Source organism: Sulfurimonas sp., assembly GCF_041583195.1.
In the GTDB taxonomy this organism is placed as follows: domain Bacteria; phylum Campylobacterota; class Campylobacteria; order Campylobacterales; family Sulfurimonadaceae; genus Sulfurimonas.
In genome coordinates, this window is sequence record NZ_JBFHGL010000004.1 from 68,759 (window position 1) to 86,046 (window position 17,288).

Annotated in this window: 16 protein-coding genes; 11 read left to right on the forward strand and 5 right to left on the reverse strand. The window is 33.2% G+C overall.

The features are described 5' to 3' along the window. The first annotated feature begins 14 nt into the window (after nt 1-14). Together ccsA and ABZA65_RS05220 are read left to right on the forward strand one after the other, a co-directional pair. A complete protein-coding gene (ccsA, locus tag ABZA65_RS05215; RefSeq protein ID WP_373071348.1) occupies nt 15-3,164 on the forward strand; it encodes a cytochrome c biogenesis protein CcsA in 3,150 nt (1,049 codons plus the stop codon). A 12-nt stretch (nt 3,165-3,176) separates the two neighbouring features. After that, on the forward strand, nt 3,177-3,746 hold the full coding sequence (locus ABZA65_RS05220) for a DUF4136 domain-containing protein (RefSeq protein ID WP_373071351.1): 570 nt from the start codon (nt 3,177-3,179) through the stop codon (nt 3,744-3,746). A gap of 46 nt (nt 3,747-3,792) precedes the next feature. Here ABZA65_RS05220 and ABZA65_RS05225 read toward each other — a convergent pair whose 3' ends face one another. The 4 genes from ABZA65_RS05225 to ABZA65_RS05240 all read right to left on the reverse strand — a co-directional run bounded on the left by ABZA65_RS05225 (nt 3,793) and on the right by ABZA65_RS05240 (nt 6,543). Next, nucleotides 3,793-4,692 (reverse strand): hypothetical protein, encoded by a 900-nt coding sequence (locus ABZA65_RS05225; RefSeq protein ID WP_373071354.1) that lies wholly within the window; start codon nt 4,690-4,692, stop codon nt 3,793-3,795. Beyond that, complete coding sequence (locus ABZA65_RS05230; protein WP_373071357.1) at nt 4,685-5,440, reverse strand: cytochrome c; 756 nt, start codon at nt 5,438-5,440, stop codon at nt 4,685-4,687. The genes ABZA65_RS05225 and ABZA65_RS05230 overlap by 8 nt, the downstream gene beginning before the upstream one ends. 3 nt (nt 5,441-5,443) lie before the next feature. Beyond that, nucleotides 5,444-6,187, reverse strand: a complete 744-nt coding sequence (locus ABZA65_RS05235) for a tetratricopeptide repeat protein (protein WP_373071360.1) — start codon at nt 6,185-6,187, stop codon at nt 5,444-5,446. Nucleotides 6,188-6,309: 122 nt separating this feature from the next. After that, a complete protein-coding gene (locus ABZA65_RS05240; RefSeq protein ID WP_373071363.1) occupies nt 6,310-6,543 on the reverse strand; it encodes a hypothetical protein in 234 nt (77 codons plus the stop codon). A gap of 172 nt (nt 6,544-6,715) precedes the next feature. On the opposite strand from ABZA65_RS05240, the gene alaS reads away from it, so the two are divergent. Both alaS and ABZA65_RS05250 read left to right on the forward strand, forming a co-directional pair. Next, nucleotides 6,716-9,268, forward strand: coding sequence for an alanine--tRNA ligase (alaS, locus tag ABZA65_RS05245; RefSeq protein ID WP_373071366.1), 2,553 nt, complete (start codon nt 6,716-6,718; stop codon nt 9,266-9,268). Further along, entirely contained in the window at nt 9,268-9,750 is a 483-nt protein-coding gene (locus tag ABZA65_RS05250) for a hypothetical protein (RefSeq protein WP_373071369.1), read from the forward strand. The genes alaS and ABZA65_RS05250 overlap by 1 nt, the downstream gene beginning before the upstream one ends. Before the next feature lie 2 nt (nt 9,751-9,752). Here ABZA65_RS05250 and ABZA65_RS05255 read toward each other — a convergent pair whose 3' ends face one another. After that, nucleotides 9,753-10,100, reverse strand: a complete 348-nt coding sequence (locus ABZA65_RS05255; RefSeq protein ID WP_373071371.1) for an Hpt domain-containing protein — start codon at nt 10,098-10,100, stop codon at nt 9,753-9,755. A 109-nt stretch (nt 10,101-10,209) separates the two neighbouring features. On the opposite strand from ABZA65_RS05255, the gene ABZA65_RS05260 reads away from it, so the two are divergent. From ABZA65_RS05260 to ABZA65_RS05290, 7 genes are all read left to right on the forward strand, one after another. Continuing rightward, a complete protein-coding gene (locus tag ABZA65_RS05260) occupies nt 10,210-10,566 on the forward strand; it encodes a YchJ family protein (protein WP_373071374.1) in 357 nt (118 codons plus the stop codon). Then, complete coding sequence (gene maf, locus ABZA65_RS05265; RefSeq protein WP_373071377.1) at nt 10,554-11,099, forward strand: septum formation inhibitor Maf; 546 nt, start codon at nt 10,554-10,556, stop codon at nt 11,097-11,099. The genes ABZA65_RS05260 and maf overlap by 13 nt, the downstream gene beginning before the upstream one ends. Continuing rightward, entirely contained in the window at nt 11,096-12,199 is a 1,104-nt protein-coding gene (locus tag ABZA65_RS05270) for an aminotransferase class I/II-fold pyridoxal phosphate-dependent enzyme (RefSeq protein WP_373071380.1), read from the forward strand. The genes maf and ABZA65_RS05270 overlap by 4 nt, the downstream gene beginning before the upstream one ends. 93 nt (nt 12,200-12,292) lie before the next feature. Further along, nucleotides 12,293-13,222: a hypothetical protein gene (locus tag ABZA65_RS05275; protein ID WP_373071383.1), complete on the forward strand. Its 930-nt coding sequence runs from the start codon at nt 12,293-12,295 to the stop codon at nt 13,220-13,222. 22 nt (nt 13,223-13,244) lie between these two features. Then, nucleotides 13,245-14,462: a hypothetical protein gene (locus ABZA65_RS05280; RefSeq protein WP_373071385.1), complete on the forward strand. Its 1,218-nt coding sequence runs from the start codon at nt 13,245-13,247 to the stop codon at nt 14,460-14,462. Further along, complete coding sequence (locus ABZA65_RS05285; protein ID WP_373071388.1) at nt 14,462-15,484, forward strand: LPP20 family lipoprotein; 1,023 nt, start codon at nt 14,462-14,464, stop codon at nt 15,482-15,484. Before ABZA65_RS05280 ends, ABZA65_RS05285 begins: the two co-directional genes overlap by 1 nt. Then, nucleotides 15,485-17,287 carry a DUF4105 domain-containing protein gene (locus tag ABZA65_RS05290; protein ID WP_373071391.1) on the forward strand — a complete coding sequence of 601 codons (1,803 nt, stop codon included), beginning with the start codon at nt 15,485-15,487 and terminating at the stop codon, nt 17,285-17,287. Nucleotide 17,288 lies beyond the last annotated feature (1 nt).

Genomic DNA, 17,288 nt, shown 5'->3' on the forward strand with positions numbered 1-17,288 from the left:
ATTTAAGGAAAAATATGACGTTAATTAAACAGGTATGGTCATTTCTCATTTCTATGAAATTGATGGTGGCTTTGATTTTAATATTTGCAATTGCAAGTGCAGTAGGTACATTTGTTGAAAATGACTATGGAGTTAATACGTCATGGGCACTAATATACAGCAGTAGATGGTTTGAAGCTGTACAGGTTTTACTAGGTATAAGTATAATTGGAAATATATTTAAGTATAAAATGTTTCAAAAAAAGAAAATACCTGTTCTTATTTTTCATATAAGTTTTTTAGTTATTTTACTTGGTTCAGGAATAACTCGTTATTATGGCTATGAAGGTGTTATGCATATTCGTGAAGGTGCTACAGTTAACGAGATGTTATCTTCTGATGCTTTATTGCAAGTAAAGGCTAAAAAAGGCTCTAAGGAGTTCAGTGCTGAAGAGATAGTCTATATGTCAGAGCTTGGAGGAAGAGAGTTTGAAGAGAGTTTAAATATTGATGGCAAAGAACTGAGAGTAAAGTATAAAGATTATATGAAAAATGCTGTTAAAACAGCTGTAGAAGATCCAAATGGTAGCCCTATAGCTGTGTTTGTAATACCTACACCACAGGGTCCGGAAAAATATGTCCTAAAAAGTGGTGAGTATATAGATGTCGGACCATTGGCAGTTTTCTTCGATAAAGAACCTATAATGAACAATAAGCCAATTCTTCGTCTTATAACTGAGGGCGATAAGATATCATTTGTAGCTAATACAGATATAAACTGGATGAAGATGATTGATAGAACTAATGGTGTTTATAAACGAGGGCATAAGTACTTGTTTGACAACAGAAGAATGTACAATATAAACGGTGTTCAATTAGTTACAAAAGAGGTACTAACAAAAGGAAAAGTTCAAGTAGTTAAGCAAGAAGAATATAAAAAATCTATGAAGATGCAGATGAAGATGCAGTCTCTTGATGCACTAATAGTAGATGTAGCTTACAATGGAGAACATCATGAAGTTGCACTAATGGGTAAAGGAAAACGATATCAAGGTTTTACAGAAAGAATAAAAATTGATGATCTTGACATTACATTAGAATGGGGTTCAAAAATTATAGAACTGCCTTTTTCATTAAGATTACGTGATTTTTTACTTCTAAAGTATCCTGGTTCGATGAGTCCATCATCTTATGAGAGTCATGTAACATTAATAGACCAGGAAAATCTAATTCAACGAGAACATAGAATATATATGAATCACACACTTGATTATGGAGGGTATTTGTTTTTCCAATCTTCTTATGACAAAGATGAAAAAGGAACTATTCTTTCTGTAAATCACGATCCAGGAAAATGGCCTACATATTTAGGTTACACACTTTTAGCTATAGGGATGTTTCTGAACCTTTTTAATCCACATAGTTATTTTGGAAAACTCGCTCGTCAAAAGTATGAATACAAGGCTTCATTAGTAGCTACATTTGCACTTGTTGCATCGCTCTTTTATACGCAGCCTTTGGTAGCATCTCCTGTTGATAATCTTCCAAAGATAAATATAGACCATGCTAACCATTATGCAACCATGTTAGTTCAAAGTCCAGATGGACGCATTAAGCCACTTGACTCTCATGCAATAGACTTAGTAAATAAGGTTGCGGGAAGAGACAGTATATTTGGTCTTAACCATAACCAGATTATTTTAGGTATGGTTGTAAATCAGAACGAGTGGAAGCAGATAGATATGATTAAGGTCACTCACCCAAAAGTTAAAGAGATTTTAGGTATAAGTAAAGATCAGAAAACTTTTGCATATGTTGATGCTTTTGATAAGTTTGGACAATACAAACTTGGGCCACTGGCAGAAGAGGCACTTAGAATGAGAGCTGCTGAGCGTGGTAAGTATGAAAAAGAACTGATTAAAGTAGATGAAAGACTAAATGTTGCATATGCTATTTATTCAGGTCGTTTTATGAATGTTTTTCCACTTGAAGGCGATCCAAACAATAAATGGCATTACCCAGGTTATGCACTGAAGAATTTTCCTCCGCAACTTTCACAAGAGATTCTTACAATTTTAGAGAGTAATTCTAAGGGATTACAAACAGCTTTTAGTACTGGTAACTGGGATTCAGCAAACAAAGCTATTGATTCAATTAAAGAGTTTCAAAACAAGTATGGTGCTTCGGTTATTCCAGATAGTACTCTGGTTGAAGCAGAACTGTTATATAACAAGCTAAAGATATTTGACAGGCTCTTTCCTGTGTATTTAATAGCAGGATTTATACTTTTAATTTTGATATTTGTGCGTTTGGCAAAATCTAACTTAAATATAAAAACAGTTATGCGTCTAATATTTGTTGTTTTAGTTGTAGCTTTTGTTGCTCACACTATTAGTTTAGGACTAAGATGGTATATATCAGGTCACGCTCCTTGGAGTAATGGTTATGAGGCTATGCTTTATATATCTTGGACAATAGTTCTAGCAGGTATCTCTTTTGCTAGAAGTTCAGACCTTGCAATGGCTACTACTTCTATCTTTGCCGGGGTAACACTCTTTGTAGCACACCTTAGTTGGCTTGATCCACAGATAACTACTATGGTCCCAGTTTTAAAATCATACTGGTTAACTATACATGTATCTATTATTACAGCTAGTTACGGCTTTTTAGGTCTTAGTACACTACTTGGCTTTGTCTCTCTTATTTTTTATATTATGTTGAATAATGAAAGCAAAAGAGAGCAGTTAAGTGTAAATATATTAGAGTCAACTCGTATTAGTCAGATGTCAATGATATTAGGTTTATCTCTACTTACTGTTGGAAACTTCCTTGGTGGTGTTTGGGCCAATGAATCATGGGGTCGTTACTGGGGTTGGGATCCTAAAGAGACTTGGGCACTAGTAAGTATATTAGTTTATGTATTTGTAACTCATATGCGTTTTGTTCCAGGACTAAAGTCTAACTTTACATTTAATGCAGTATCTGTAGTAGCTTATTCAGCTATAATAATGACATATTTTGGTGTAAACTATTATCTTTCAGGGTTACACTCATACGCGGCAGGTGATCCTGTTCCTATACCTGAATGGATTTACTATGTTATAAGTGTTATTGCAGTGGTTATAATAGCTGCGTGGTTTAATCGTAATAAGTTGATAGATGTAAAGCCAATAAAACAGAACTAAAAAGGTGAAGATATGAAAAATTTGTTTTTAACACTGCTCCTGAGTATTTTTTTAGGAGGGTGTTCTACACTTCATGTAGAGGTTGATTATAACCCAGATTACAATTTTTCAACTATTTCAACTTTTGCAGTGGTATATACAAAAAAAGGTGATGGCAAAGATTTTACAAGAAGTAGAATAAGCAATCTTTTAACTAAATATATGCAAAAAAAAGGTTATGCTAGCGTAGATAAAAGCAAAGCAGATTTTTATATAACAATTAATCTTGATATACAAAAGAGGAGTCAAATAGAGACTAACTATGAGACTTTCGGAATTAAACCTTCGGTATACCCATTTGTTGGGTTTCGTACTGGATTAGGTGCTATGCCTGTATATGAGTATGATGTAAGAGTTACTAAAAGTACCAAGGAGTATCAAGAGAGGATGTTGGTTTTAGAAGTTTTTGATGTTAAAGATAATGCTGTAGTTTGGCAAGGTATAGCAAAAGATGAAAATTATGCAGGATCAACACAAGAAGATAAGAGCGCTTATTTGAATGAGGTGATAGAAAAACTTTTTAAAGATTTTCCATCTAAATAGAGTTAAAAAGTTGGAGCATCTATAATTAAGATGCTCTAATTAAATATTACATAGCAGTTAATTTTGCTTCTTCGATTATAACAGAAAATTTATATCCATAACCAAGATCAACATTTGTTTTAATAGTTCCCTCTGCAGTAACAATATCACCAACTTTTACAGTTGAATTTTTTGATGTAGCGATTATGTCATTTGTTCCAGCTGAGCCTGTACCGTCTTGCAGGTGAATCCAGTCTTTACCCATAATGTTTTTAGATACTTTAACAACTTTAGCATTAACTTTTATGTTTTTTGAGTCTAAGTCTGCTTTTTTTGTATGTAACTCTTCTACGCTATATCCGTTTTTATTTTTACTAACATTTATAGCTTCTGCAGTTGTGGAAGTTTTAGAGCCATACGCACTTTGAGCGTGTGGATTTGAAGCAGTTTTGCTTTCATCACTACAATCACAATTTTTGTGAGCATCACTTAGTGTTTTTGTATTTGCCGCAGCAGTTTTTTTACCTGATCCATCAGTAGAGATGATAGCACTTACAAATACAAGTTGATCAAATGTTTTGTTTAAAGACTTACTTGTAAAGTCTTTCATAACCATTTGTTCAAGAAAAGATATATTTGAACCAACTGATATATTAGACTGTGGACCCGCAATCCAGTAGATATTACCTTTTTCATCTACTTTAGCATATGTATAGCCGCCACCGTTAATAGTTTCTAATACATTTGCAATATGAGGAGTGTTCAGTTGAACATCTGTATCTGACGGTACTTTTGCTTGAGCAGGTTGTTCTGTTGAAGTACCATATATTGAGTTAGATACTTCACTCGCCATTGATTTGTCAGTACTTTGAGTTTTTTCAGTTTTGCTGTTTTCATTTTGTTCTTTATCACCGCAACCACACATTAATAGTGCAGCTAAACTAATAGCAATAGAAATTTTATTCATTTTTTTCCTTTAATTTTTTTTGTTCTTCTTGATATCTTTTTTTCGCTTCTTCTAGAGTTTCATTTGGATTTTTACTTTTTCTAAAGTACTCTTCCATAAACTTATTATAATCAGCTTCTTCTTTAGTGATCTTTTTCTTCGGTTTAGTTGTCTTTTCTTGTATTGCATCTTCTTCAACCGGAGTTAGAGATTCAATATATTCAGCAACATCATCCATCTGTTTATCTGTAAGTTTTGTAGCTTGACCTTGCATCATACTTCCATAGTTATAAGTATTTCTTTCGCCGGCTCTGTATTGTTTTAATATTTTAATAACTTCTTCTGCCTTCATTCCAGCGATATGCTTACTAACACCAAGTGATTTCTTCTGTCCTGCATCCCCGTGACATATTGCACACTTTTTAAAAACTTCTTCAGGAGTGAGTTCTTTTTTATCTTGTGCTAGTTCTTTAGGTTCTACTTTAGGAAGAGATTCGATATATTTAGACAGTGTCTCAATCTCATCTTCAGATAGATTTTTTGCTTGCCCATTCATAATAGTTCCAAGACCGTAAATATTTCTTGTACCATTTTTGTATTCATATAGTATTTTAGCTACATCGTTTGCTTGCATACCAGCAATACTTTTTGTTAAACCTAAAGAATGTTTTTCTCCTTTTACTCCATGACAAATTCCACATTTATCAAATAGTTGAGTCGCAAATGATATAGAAACAACAGATAGCATTAGAAATATAATTTTCACCATTCTTTACTCCTCTGGCAAGGTTACACCTTTTGGTGTAGCTTTCCAGTTTTCTTGATCTAATATAACTTTTGCTTCAGCTTTACCATTTAAGTAAGCTTCTTTTATAAGAGCTTCAGCCTCTTTTTTATCTATTTTAACCCCATCACCTGTAAGATACATATTACCTAACATATATTGAGATTCAGCACAGCTTTGTAGCGATGCTTTTTTTAAATAGTATTTAGCTTTTTTTACATTTTTCTCTACGCCTTTTCCACTCTTATACATTGTTGCAACTTTATATTGCGCAAATGGATAACCAGCATCGGCAACTTTTTTATAAAGTGAAAAAGCTTTGCTGTAGTCTTGTTTTACACCGTCACCTTTATAGTATAAATCCGCTAGGTGAAGAGCTGATTTTTTGTCACCACTATTTGCCGCTTTAGTGAAAAGATTAATAGCTTCTTGATCACTTTTAGTTACACCATCGCCTTTGTGATACATAATTGCAAGGTTATACATAGCTTTTGTATGTCCTTGATCGGATGCTTTTTTATATAATGAAGCTGCTTTAGCATGATCTTTATCTGTTACAATCCCTTGAAAGTACATGCCTCCTAGTGCAAACTGACTATTTGCATCACCTTTGTTTGCTTTTAACTCAACTGCTTTAAAAGCTTGTTTTTTCATATCCATGCTCTGCGCGGCAGATGCTGTGCTGCTGATTAGTAAAAATTGTACAGCTACAATTAGTAATGATTTTTTCAAAATAAAACTCCGTATTTCCTTAAGATATTTAATAACATTTTATGATTAAAGTAACCATGCAAGTATAAGGATGAATTATATCAGTAGTTATTAAATTTATTTCTTAAAAATCGTAAAAGGTATTAAGAAACATATTCTAAACGTTGTAAGTTTACATACCAATCATCACGATAATATGTACGAGAATTTGATAAATATACTGTAAAACAGTCATCTTTACAACGTATTTTACTTATATATTCTTCGGGAATTTCAAGATGGTTTTCACATATGCTATGAGCACAGTCATGATCTAAATATTCATATACTTCAAGTTCTTCGTTTTGCGCATCTATTGTAAATACTCTTTCTAACATTGTAAATATATTTCCTTTTTTGAGTTTTGAAATTTTAAAAATAAAAAGTCTCAAAAAGATTACATTATTTATTCAATTTGGTTACCAATTAGAAAATATAATACGTTATACAGTCTTTTTTAGATATAATCGCGCCAATTTTATAAAGCGATAAGAGGGAACATATATTATTATGGATATTAGAGAAGAGTTTTTAAAGTTTTTTGAAGCAAAAAAACATGAAAGAATAGCATCTGCACCACTTGTTCCAGATGATGCATCACTTCTTTTTAACAATGCCGGTATGGTACCGTTTAAGACAATATTTACAGGGGAAGTTCCAACACCTGCAAACCCTCGTGCTACATCTTGTCAAACTTGTTTAAGAGCAGGTGGAAAGCATAACGACCTTGAAAATGTAGGTCATACTGCACGTCACCACACATTTTTTGAGATGTTGGGTAACTTTAGTTTTGGAGATTATTTCAAAGAGGAAGTAATTGACTATTCTTGGGAATTTATAACAGAGGTTTTAGAGCTTCCTATAGAGAAGTTATGGGTTACAGTACATGAGAGTGACGATGAAGCAGAACAATTGTGGCAAAAACATGTAAGCAAAGACCGTATCATGCGTCTTGGTGATGAAGATAACTTCTGGTCTATGGGTGATACAGGACCGTGTGGACCATGTTCTGAGATCTTTTACGATCAGGGTGCTGAGCACTTCAGTGGCCCTGAAGATTATATGGGCGGTGAAGGTGACAGATTTTTAGAGATCTGGAACCTTGTATTTATGCAATACGAAGTAAAAGTTGCAGGTGGAGAGAGAATTCCTCTTGCTAAACCTTCAATCGATACGGGAATGGGACTGGAGCGTGTAGTAGCTATTAAAGAGGGTGCACTTTCAAACTACGGCTCATCTCTTTTCATGCCGATCATTCGCAAAGTTGAAGAACTTATTAACAAAGAGTATGTGTATGAGAGCGGTGCAAGTTACCGTGTTATAGCTGATCATATCCGTACAGCCGTATTTTTACTATCTCAAGGTATTAACTTCTCAAACGAGGGTCGTGGTTACGTTCTTCGCCGTATATTACGTCGTGCTGTTCGTCATGGTTACCTGTTAGGTTTCCGTGAACCATTCATGTTTAAGCTTGTAGACACTCTTATCTCTATTATGGGTAAAGAGTATTCATATTTGAGTGAAAAAGCTGATGCCGTAAAAGAGCAGATTCAATTAGAAGAAGCAAGATTTTTCAAAACAATCGCAAGTGGAATTGAGCTTTTTGAAGCAGAGCTGGAAAACACAAAAGATGTATTCAGCGGCGAGGTTGCATTTAAACTTTATGATACTTTTGGATTCCCTCTTGATCTGACTGAAGATATGTTAAAAAGCCATAATTTAAAACTTGATGCAGATAAGTTTGATGAGCTGATGAATGAACAACGCTCTCGTGCAAAAGCTGCTTGGAAGGGGAGTGGTGATGCTGATACTCACGGTGATTTTAAAGAGCTTTTAGAGAAATTCGGTGAGAATACATTTGTAGGATATGATTTTACAAGCCATTCTGGTGAAGTTCAAGCACTTTTAGATGAAGAGTATAAACTGACTGATTCACTATCTAGTGGATCAAAAGGCTGGGTTCTTTTAGATATTACACCTTTTTATGCTGAGAGCGGTGGACAAGTAGGTGATAGCGGTCAGTTAGAAGGTTTTGCGAAAGTAGTTGATACTAAAAAATTCTTCGGACTTAACCTCTCACAAATCGAAGCTACTAAAGATTTAAAAGTTGGAACTATTGTAGATAGCCATGTAGATATTTCACGTCAAGAGATCACAAAACACCACTCTGCAACTCACTTACTTCATGCAGTACTGTTTGATGTACTTGGTGATCATATATCTCAAGCTGGTTCATTAAATGAAGCAAACCGTTTACGTTTTGACTTCTCACACCCTAAAGCGTTAGAACATTCAGAACTTGCAGAGATTGAGCAAAGAGTTAATGCTATTATCGCTCGCGGTATTGATGCAAAAACTGAAGTTATGGATATAGACTCGGCTCGTGAAAGTGGTGCTAAAGCTCAGTTTGGTGAAAAGTACGGTGATGATGTTCGTGTTGTAAGTTTTGAAGATGCTTCAATTGAGCTTTGTGGTGGTGTACATGTTAGCAACACTGCTTCAATCGGTTCATTCATAATTACTAAAGAAAGCGGTGTAAGTGCTGGTGTTAGACGTATAGAAGCTGTGGTAGGTCGCGCTGCATATGATTACTTCTGTGAGCAGAGAATGCTTCTTAAACAAGTAGAAGCTGAAGTTAAAAACCTAGATGTAATAGCAGGTATAAACAGACTTAAATCAACTATTGAAGAATTAAAAGTTGAAGTTAAAGAGGCTCAAGAGAGTGCAAAAGTTGAGATCACAGCAGATGAGATTAACGGTGTAACTGTTGTTGTTGAAGAGTACCCAAGCGGTGATATCAAAGAGAAGATTGATGAGCTTAAAAACCAAAATGACAAACTTTGTGCAATGCTTTTCCAAGTTAAAGGTGACAAAGTTCTAATAGCAGCGGGTGTCAAAGATGCCAATGCAAAAGCTGGTGATTGGATTAAGCAGATTGCACCGATTTTAGGCGGTGGCGGCGGTGGTCGTCCTGACTTTGCACAAGCAGGCGGAAAAGACACTACAAAAGTAGCTGAAGCAAAAGAAGCTTCATTAAAATTCATTACTGAGGCACTTAGCTAATGAGTGAGATATTCACTGAATATAAAGCTTATATAGTTTTTATTCATGTAATCAGTGCTGTTGTATGGGTAGGTGGTATGATAGCTATGCGTTACGCTGCTCATCCTTCTTTTATGAAAATCGAATCGTCTGAGCAAAGATTAGAACATATATCTATAGCTCTAAAGAGATTATTTTTAATTGTTTTACCTTTTGTAGTATTACTTTTTATAACGGCATTTATAATGATAAAAGCATATTCTCTATCAGGTAGTGAATATGCAGGTTTTGCACATGCCAAAGAGGCTATATGGTCTGTTATGTTTATAAATCTTATTGTTATGATAAAAAGAAGAAATCGTGCTGAGAAAGCTATAGTGGATGGAGATATTGCCTTAGCAAAATCTCAACTTGGATTAATCGGAAAGTATCAGGTTCCTGCAAATATTGTATTGGGTGTAATAGCTATATTTATAGGTTCATATCTATCAAGTATTTTTTAATTTTATTGTGGATCTTTAATAGCATTTTCTAAAGAGATAAAAAAACTTTTTATCTCTTCAAGGTCTTTTTCACAGTTTCTATATTTATTAGCCTTAGCGTCATTTTCAATCTCAATGCATAGATTGTATATATAATCAAGTCTAATTGATCCGCTGGCACCTTTTAGTTTATGTGCTGCATTTTCTATTAGTTTATAGTCATAGTTTTTAACTCCAAGTTCTATATCTTGGACTACTTTGGATGAGAGTTCTATTGTAGAGCGATAGAGTTTAAAAACAACATCCTCCTCTAAATCAAAGCTCTCTTTAGTAGCTGTAAGTATTTCATTAAAATTAAATTTTTTATTCATTTGATAAACTTTAAAACATATTTTGCGTTAATATATATTATTCTAACATCTATTTTATTATTTAATCCTTTATATAGTATGATTATATGATTAGTATTTAGGAAATTTAATGAAAAAGATAGAGACACCGGAAGATTTAATGAGAAGCCGTTATGAGGCTTTTGTTAGAATGGACGGTGAGTATTTAGCTAAAACAACAACTCAAAACATTCCAACAGATATGAGTTCATACAAAGACATAGAATGGTTAAAACTTGATGTGTTAGATACAAAAGACGATGAAGTTGAGTTTAAGGCATACTATAAAGAAAACGGAATAATTCAAGTGTTACACGAAAGAAGTAAGTTTATAAAAAAAGATGGGCAGTGGCTATACGATAGCGGAGTGCTTTTTAATACAAAAATTGAGAGAAATGAGACTTGTCCTTGTGGCAGCGGAAGGAAGTATAAGAAATGTTGCGCCTAGCATCAGGATCAATTACTCGTGCAGAACTTTTAAAAAATGCCGGCATTGAATTTATACAAGAGAGTGTAGATTTCGATGAAGATTCAATTATAACTGACTGTCCAAAAAACTTTGTTTATCAGGCAACTCACGGAAAGTACGAAATAAATAGAAGAACTTTTGGAATAGATGATTATCCGCTTTTGGTTGCTGATACGGTAGTTACAAGTAAAGGGCATATTTTACGTAAAGCCAGATGCGCGGATGAGGCAAGAAATATTTTAATGACTCAAAGTGGCAATATTACTTCCATAATAACTTGTATGATATATGAAGACAAAAGTAAAAAAATAATAGATATCTCATCAACCGATTATCTGTTTGCAGAGTTTGAAGACAAAGAACTGGATAAATATTTAAGCTCTGGAGATTGGAGAGGTAAAGCAGGTGCTTGTATGGTAGAGGGTTTTTGTAAAAACTATATAAAAGAGGTCAAGGGTTACGAGAGTACTGCAATGGGGCTTAACACTGATCTGTTAAAGGCTTTTTTATGAACTATTATGAAAAAGAGCTGAACGCTTTAAAAAAGTCTGGTCGTTTTAGAGAAAGGTTTGTAGTAGATGAGTCTTTAAAGGACTTTGGATCTAATGATTATCTTGGACTTGCACATAATAAAGAACTTCATAAAAAAACTTGCCAAGAGTTAGAAAAATTACCAAGCCACTCCGCTAAAGCATCACTTTTAGTAAATGGATATCATCAGATTCACAAAGATTTTGAAGAAGCACTGTGTGAGGCAAATAATTTTGAAGACGCAGTCGTGGTTGGAAGCGGGTTTAATGCAAATATAGCAATGATAGAGGCACTTTGTAGAAAAGGCGATATGCTTTTTATGGATGAGCTTTACCACGCTTCAGGGGTTCTTGCAACTCAGCTTGAACATGTAAATGTTGTGTTTTTTAAACATAATAATATGGAAGATTTAAGAGAACTTCTAAATAAGCATAGCGGTGCAAAAAGAAAAATAATAGCAGTTGAAGGCATTTACTCTATGGATGGAGATCTGTGTAATCATGAGGTGTTTAGTATAGCTGATCAAGAGGATGCTATTTTAATAGTTGATGAAGCACATAGCAGTGGTGTAGTTGGAGAGAATCTTATGGGTGTGTTTGATCTGTATAAAATAACTCCAAAACAAAATCATATAAAGATGGGTACACTTGGTAAAGCATATGGTGGATTTGGAGCATACATACTCTCTTCAAAACATATAATAGAATATTTGATAAACCGTGCAAAACCAATTATATATGCTACTGCACTCTCTTTATACGACACACTTTTAGCACATAGATCGTTAGAGTATATAATAGAACATAAAGAAGAGTTGCTGGGTCAGATAAACCTTAGAAAGATGATAGTCCAGCGTGAACTTGGTATAAGTATAGACGGACTTATAGTACCTATAGTTATAGGTGATAATAAAAAAGTTTTAGAGATAAAAGATGATATCCAAAAAAATGGCTACTTTATTGGAGCTATACGTCAACCTACAGTTGAAAGAGCTATTTTAAGGGTTATTGCCAGACTTGGAGAGAGTGAAATCGAACTTATATCTTTATGTAAAAAATTATCACAATATAGTGTTACGTAGCATATTCTATACAACTAACCTATTTATTTAAAAAAAAGCTAAGTTTAAGAGATAATAGAATATTATTTTTTATCATATAAGGAGTGTGTAGATATGTTATTAAATGTTTTGAAAAAGAGTTATATCGGTACTTTAGTAGTAAGTGCTTTGTTATTAACTGGATGTGGGAAAAGTCAACTTTTGTTAAACACTTATATTCCGCCAAATAAGCCAAAAGAAGTCGCACAAATGTTAGAGAGTGACGATGCAACATCTGGATTTTTAGAGATTGAAATTGTAGATAATATTCTTGCGGGGGAAGGGATTAGATCTGACAGATCTTTTAATAGTAAGCTTTTATCAAGTCTTAAAAAGTTTGTGACTCAAACTAACTTTATATCTATTAGTGAAGTAAAAGATGTAAGTAATCTGTCTTTAGACATGAAGGTACTTATTTTTGATTATGTAGAAACTCCAAATACTACAAACGGGCTTATCAGTGTTGAATTTAATATTCGTAAAGAGGGTACTACATTTTATACTCAAAACTATAAATTCCCGATCAAGCGTTATTCAAAAGCCGGTCGTCAAGCACTTCCGACAAAAACTCAACTTTTTGCAGAAGCATCAGATTATTTAGCTAAAAAGCTTATCAAAGATATTTCACCAATATCATCTTTGAAACTTGTAGAGTTAAAAGATCTACCAAGTGAATTAGCTTATACACAAAAATATGCAAAAGCAAAAAATTACGAGGGTGCTATAAAAGGGATGAAAGCCTATAAAGGTGAAAAAAATGAAGCATATTTCTTCAATCTTGCAGTTTACTGTGAAGCATTAGCTGCAAAGAGTGATGATATGGCACTGCTTTCAAAAGCTAATGAATACTATGAAAAAGCAATGCAACTTAGTGAAGGAGGGGATGAAGTTATTACAAAGGGTAAAGCAAAATTTGACAGATACTATCAAATAATTAAAAAGGTTGCCGAGCAAAAGGCTAAAAACGCTGAGAAAAATAATAACAGCATGTTCGAAATTTTATAAAAAAAAAGGTTAGGAAAAATATATGTTAAAAAGTTTAAAAAATAGTTCAAAAGTTTTATTATTAGCAGGTTCACTTGCTTTATCGCCAATTGCACTTAGTGCTAATTTTATAGAGGGTTTATCTGAATCTTCAAGTGCAGCGCTTGAGGACCCAGGATTTGAAAAGCAGTTAGTTCGTATAAATACAGGTATCAACTTAATTCGTATAAATACGGATATCATCCAAAATATGCCTGTATCTGCTGATAGTGAATGGGTAGATAAAGTGATTGCTCCGATTGATTTTAATTATGTAAACAATTTAGATGCGGTTAAAAATGATGCATACTATTCAACTGTTAATATAACAAATGTTATTCTTGGTAAAGCTGCACTTCGTATGAGTCCATTAGAAGCTAGACTTTTTTGGCAAGCTGCTGCAATTTACAAAAATTCAAGTAACGGTAATAAAGGGTATAAAATTCCTGATATGAATGTATTCCCAGATGTAACTGATACTAAAACATATACATCTTTTAAAGCGGCTGAAAATGATGATAAAGTAGCATTAATAGATGTTGAAGCTAAAAGCGGAAATATTTTTCCAAGTGTTGAAGAAGCAGTTATCTCTTTACTTCCTGAAGATATGATTGAAAATGTAAAAATGGCAAAAAATGAATACAGAGAAGCAATTAGTGTTGTAGGTGAGCAAAAGTCTGCAATAGCTGAAATTGAAGCTTGGTTAGATGATGATGCAAACTCTGAAAGTGAAGACAGAGCTGCTAAAGAGGAAGAGTTAAAAACTGCTGAAGCAGAATTAGTTGAAAAAGAAGCTGCTGAAGATTCAAGTGAAGAGAAGTACTTTACTTTATTATCAAGTGGTGCAGAAGCTGTAGAAGCTAATTTTGATCCTGCAAAAATTCCATTGGCTAAAAAACTTGATGCTTTATTAGATGCAGTTGATAATAATGCTTTTGGTGCTACCAGTATGTTCGTATCTGCAACAGCTGGTATCGTAAGAGGACGTGGTATGATCGATAAAGAGATAAGAGCTATGCAATATGCACAAGCCCTTACAACATTAGTTGGAAACCAAAAACAGTTTATCGGTGAGCGTTTAGCAAGAATGACAAAAGGAACATTATTAGCAGTTCCAAATATCGGTATCGGTACATACTATGCTTTTTCTCAATCATCAAGCATTGGAAAATATCAAGATATCGTAGCAGCAGTTTTAGCTGGTGAAGAAGCGAGTAAGTAATGTTTAAATCAGCTCTTAATACATTAGTTTTATCTTTTGTATTTTTTATGAGTGGGTGTGGAGGGGCAAGTGGTCCTTCTACATCAGAGTTACCAAAATGGTTTTTAAATCCTCCTGCTTCAAATCCTGTATTTTATTATGGTGTAGGTGAGGGTGATAGTGTAGATGCTGCAAAAGCAAATGCATTGGCTCAAATCGGTGGTACAATCAGTACTAGCGTTTCATCAGACCTTGAGATAAATACAAATGTAACAAATGACGTGATAAATGAAAATATAAAATCTCAAACTAAATCTTCTATAGAGAAGATCAAGTTTACCGGTGCTGAAGTAGTTGAAAATGCTCAAAGTGGCGGTAAGATTTATACTTTAGTAAAAGTAGATCGCGGTGTTTTATTTTCTGCACAAAAGTCTGAAATGGACATTAGTTATAACAAGATGAACTCGTTATATGAGAGCTCTAAAAATGGTAATGTTTTAGACCTTATGAAAAACACTACAAGTATTCATCAATTAGCTAATAACGTTAGTGTTAAACTTCCGATTTTAAAAGCAATCAGCTCAGATTTTAATAAAGCTAAGTATGAAAAAGAGATCTTAGATATTTTTAGTACAACAAGAGATGCTAAAAGAAAAGCTATGGTTTATGTATCTTATGATAAAAATGCAAAAGGTGAAGCTGCAGTTGTTAAAAACCATATTTCAAGTTACGGTATGACACTTGTAAGTAATCCAAGTAGTGTTAAAACTAAAAAGAATCTTTTAAAACTGCATGTTTCAAAAACTGCAAAAAAAGAAAACGTTAAAACAAATGACCCTCGCCTAAAGGGTGCTAGTTTTGCAAGAGTTGTTGTAACTTTAGATACAAAAGATTATGCTAATAAAACATTGGCAAATAACCGTATTGAAGTTATAAACATATCTAAAGACGGATACAATGCTGCAGTTGCTAAAACTAAAAAGTTTGAAAGAGAAATAGATAGAAGAGGGATATTGAAAATTCTTCTTGACAGTGCTAAATAATTGAAAAGTTTTGAGTTAAATTTTAGTCTTAAGAGACTGTTTTTAGCTCTTATACTTTTTACTTCCGTGCATCTTCTAGCACAAGATTCCCATAAAAATATAATTAAAATAACAGCGAGTAAAACATATTGGAGTAAACTGCTTCATTATGAAGGTTCAAAAAGTATTATAGAAACAGGTGAGTTCTTTTTATCGCCTAATGGTAAGACAAGTTTAGAAGCGGAGTTAGAAGCTACTCTAAGCGCATTTAAAAACGATCCTTACACGAAATGTAAATATCCTGCTAGATATAAGTGGCTTAATTCATTGGGTATTGTTGAGAGAATTGATGCAGAGTGTAAGGAACTAGATAGATTTTTAGCACCAAATTTTAATAAAATAAGTATAGTTTTCTCTACTGAGAGATATAGTGCGGCAGCTTCACTGTTTGGGCATGTTTTATTAAAAGTTGATTCTAAAACTAGAAGTAATGTTATAGAATATACAGCAGATGTATCTAAAAGCACATCTGCTATATCTTATGCTTTTAAAGGTGTTTTTGGAGGTTTTGTCAGTAAGTATAATTTCTTTTCGTTTAATGCAAAAGATTATGAAGCAAGAGAGCAGGAGTTTAGGGATTTAGTAGTATATGAATTGAATTTTTCACAAAATGAGATAGATAATATTTTACTCCATCTATACGAAGTAAAAGATACTACGCAAAAATACTATTTCTTAACAAGAAACTGTAGTTCAGAACTTATAACGCTTTTAGATATATACAATTACGACGCAAAAGAAAGAAGTAGCTCAAAGCTATTTGTACTTCCGGTTGAAGTAGTGAATTCTGTATATCAGAGTGGTAAAGTTAAAAATATAAAACTTTTACACTCTAAACTCAAACAGTTCCAAATGCATTATGAAGTGCTGGATGAAGATGAAAAAAACATATTAAGAGATGTGGTCTTTTCTAAAAGAAGTGTACATAGTCTGATCAAAGATACAAATATCTCTAAAAGTTCAAAAGATAAAATTGTATTAAGTGCATTACTCTATTATGAAATAGTTGTACAAGATAAACAAATATCCCAAAAAGAGCTTTCAAAAATACTGACTTTATCAACATACAAAAATAATAATTTTTTGTCATATGGGCATGAATATAAAGATATAGATAAAAATCCGATATCACCGTATATGTACAGAACATCTTTTGGATTTCTTTATAAAAAAGACCCGTATGCTACAATTGGTTTTAGAAACCTGTACAAAAACCGTTTTGATCTTCTGGATGGTTTAGTTAAAAATGGTAGTGTTGAGTTGTTTGACCTTGAGTTACGGGCAAACGATAAGCTGTCTATAGAACATTTTACATTAATGCATCTCTCATCCATGCCTTTATCTAGTGAGTTTTTTTCAGAACCTACAAAAGAGATGAGCATAGGTTTAAAAAGGCTATTCTATGATGATAAACTTTATAGTTATGGGGAATATGGAATAGGCAAAAGAATGAAAGCTACTAATAATATTTCATATGGTTTTACTGTCTACGGTGGGGCATATGACTCTGGAGATAGCCTGTTTTGTTTAGGTTTAAAAACAGAGATTGAATATAAATTAGTTTCAAAATATCTTTTTAGATTCGGTACGGGTATAGCAAGATATGAAAATGATAACTTTGATGAATCATTCAATGATGCTAATGTATTTATACAGATGAATTTTAAAACTTCTGAACATTCTTTGCTTGGCACAAAGATAGAATACTACGATAATCAAGATGAGTATTTTACAACTTCAGTTTATTATAACTATAGTTTTTAGT

Coding starts and splice junctions, on each gene's coding strand:
- ccsA (WP_373071348.1), top strand. CDS start 15: ATGACGTTAATTAAACAGGTATGGTCATTTCTCATTTCTATGAAATTG.
- ABZA65_RS05220 (WP_373071351.1), top strand. CDS start 3,177: ATGAAAAATTTGTTTTTAACACTGCTCCTGAGTATTTTTTTAGGAGGG.
- ABZA65_RS05225 (WP_373071354.1), bottom strand. CDS start 4,692: ATGAATAAAATTTCTATTGCTATTAGTTTAGCTGCACTATTAATGTGT.
- ABZA65_RS05230 (WP_373071357.1), bottom strand. CDS start 5,440: ATGGTGAAAATTATATTTCTAATGCTATCTGTTGTTTCTATATCATTT.
- ABZA65_RS05240 (WP_373071363.1), bottom strand. CDS start 6,543: ATGTTAGAAAGAGTATTTACAATAGATGCGCAAAACGAAGAACTTGAA.
- alaS (WP_373071366.1), top strand. CDS start 6,716: ATGGATATTAGAGAAGAGTTTTTAAAGTTTTTTGAAGCAAAAAAACAT.
- ABZA65_RS05250 (WP_373071369.1), top strand. CDS start 9,268: ATGAGTGAGATATTCACTGAATATAAAGCTTATATAGTTTTTATTCAT.
- ABZA65_RS05255 (WP_373071371.1), bottom strand. CDS start 10,100: ATGAATAAAAAATTTAATTTTAATGAAATACTTACAGCTACTAAAGAG.
- ABZA65_RS05260 (WP_373071374.1), top strand. CDS start 10,210: ATGAAAAAGATAGAGACACCGGAAGATTTAATGAGAAGCCGTTATGAG.
- maf (WP_373071377.1), top strand. CDS start 10,554: ATGTTGCGCCTAGCATCAGGATCAATTACTCGTGCAGAACTTTTAAAA.
- ABZA65_RS05270 (WP_373071380.1), top strand. CDS start 11,096: ATGAACTATTATGAAAAAGAGCTGAACGCTTTAAAAAAGTCTGGTCGT.
- ABZA65_RS05275 (WP_373071383.1), top strand. CDS start 12,293: ATGTTATTAAATGTTTTGAAAAAGAGTTATATCGGTACTTTAGTAGTA.
- ABZA65_RS05280 (WP_373071385.1), top strand. CDS start 13,245: ATGTTAAAAAGTTTAAAAAATAGTTCAAAAGTTTTATTATTAGCAGGT.
- ABZA65_RS05285 (WP_373071388.1), top strand. CDS start 14,462: ATGTTTAAATCAGCTCTTAATACATTAGTTTTATCTTTTGTATTTTTT.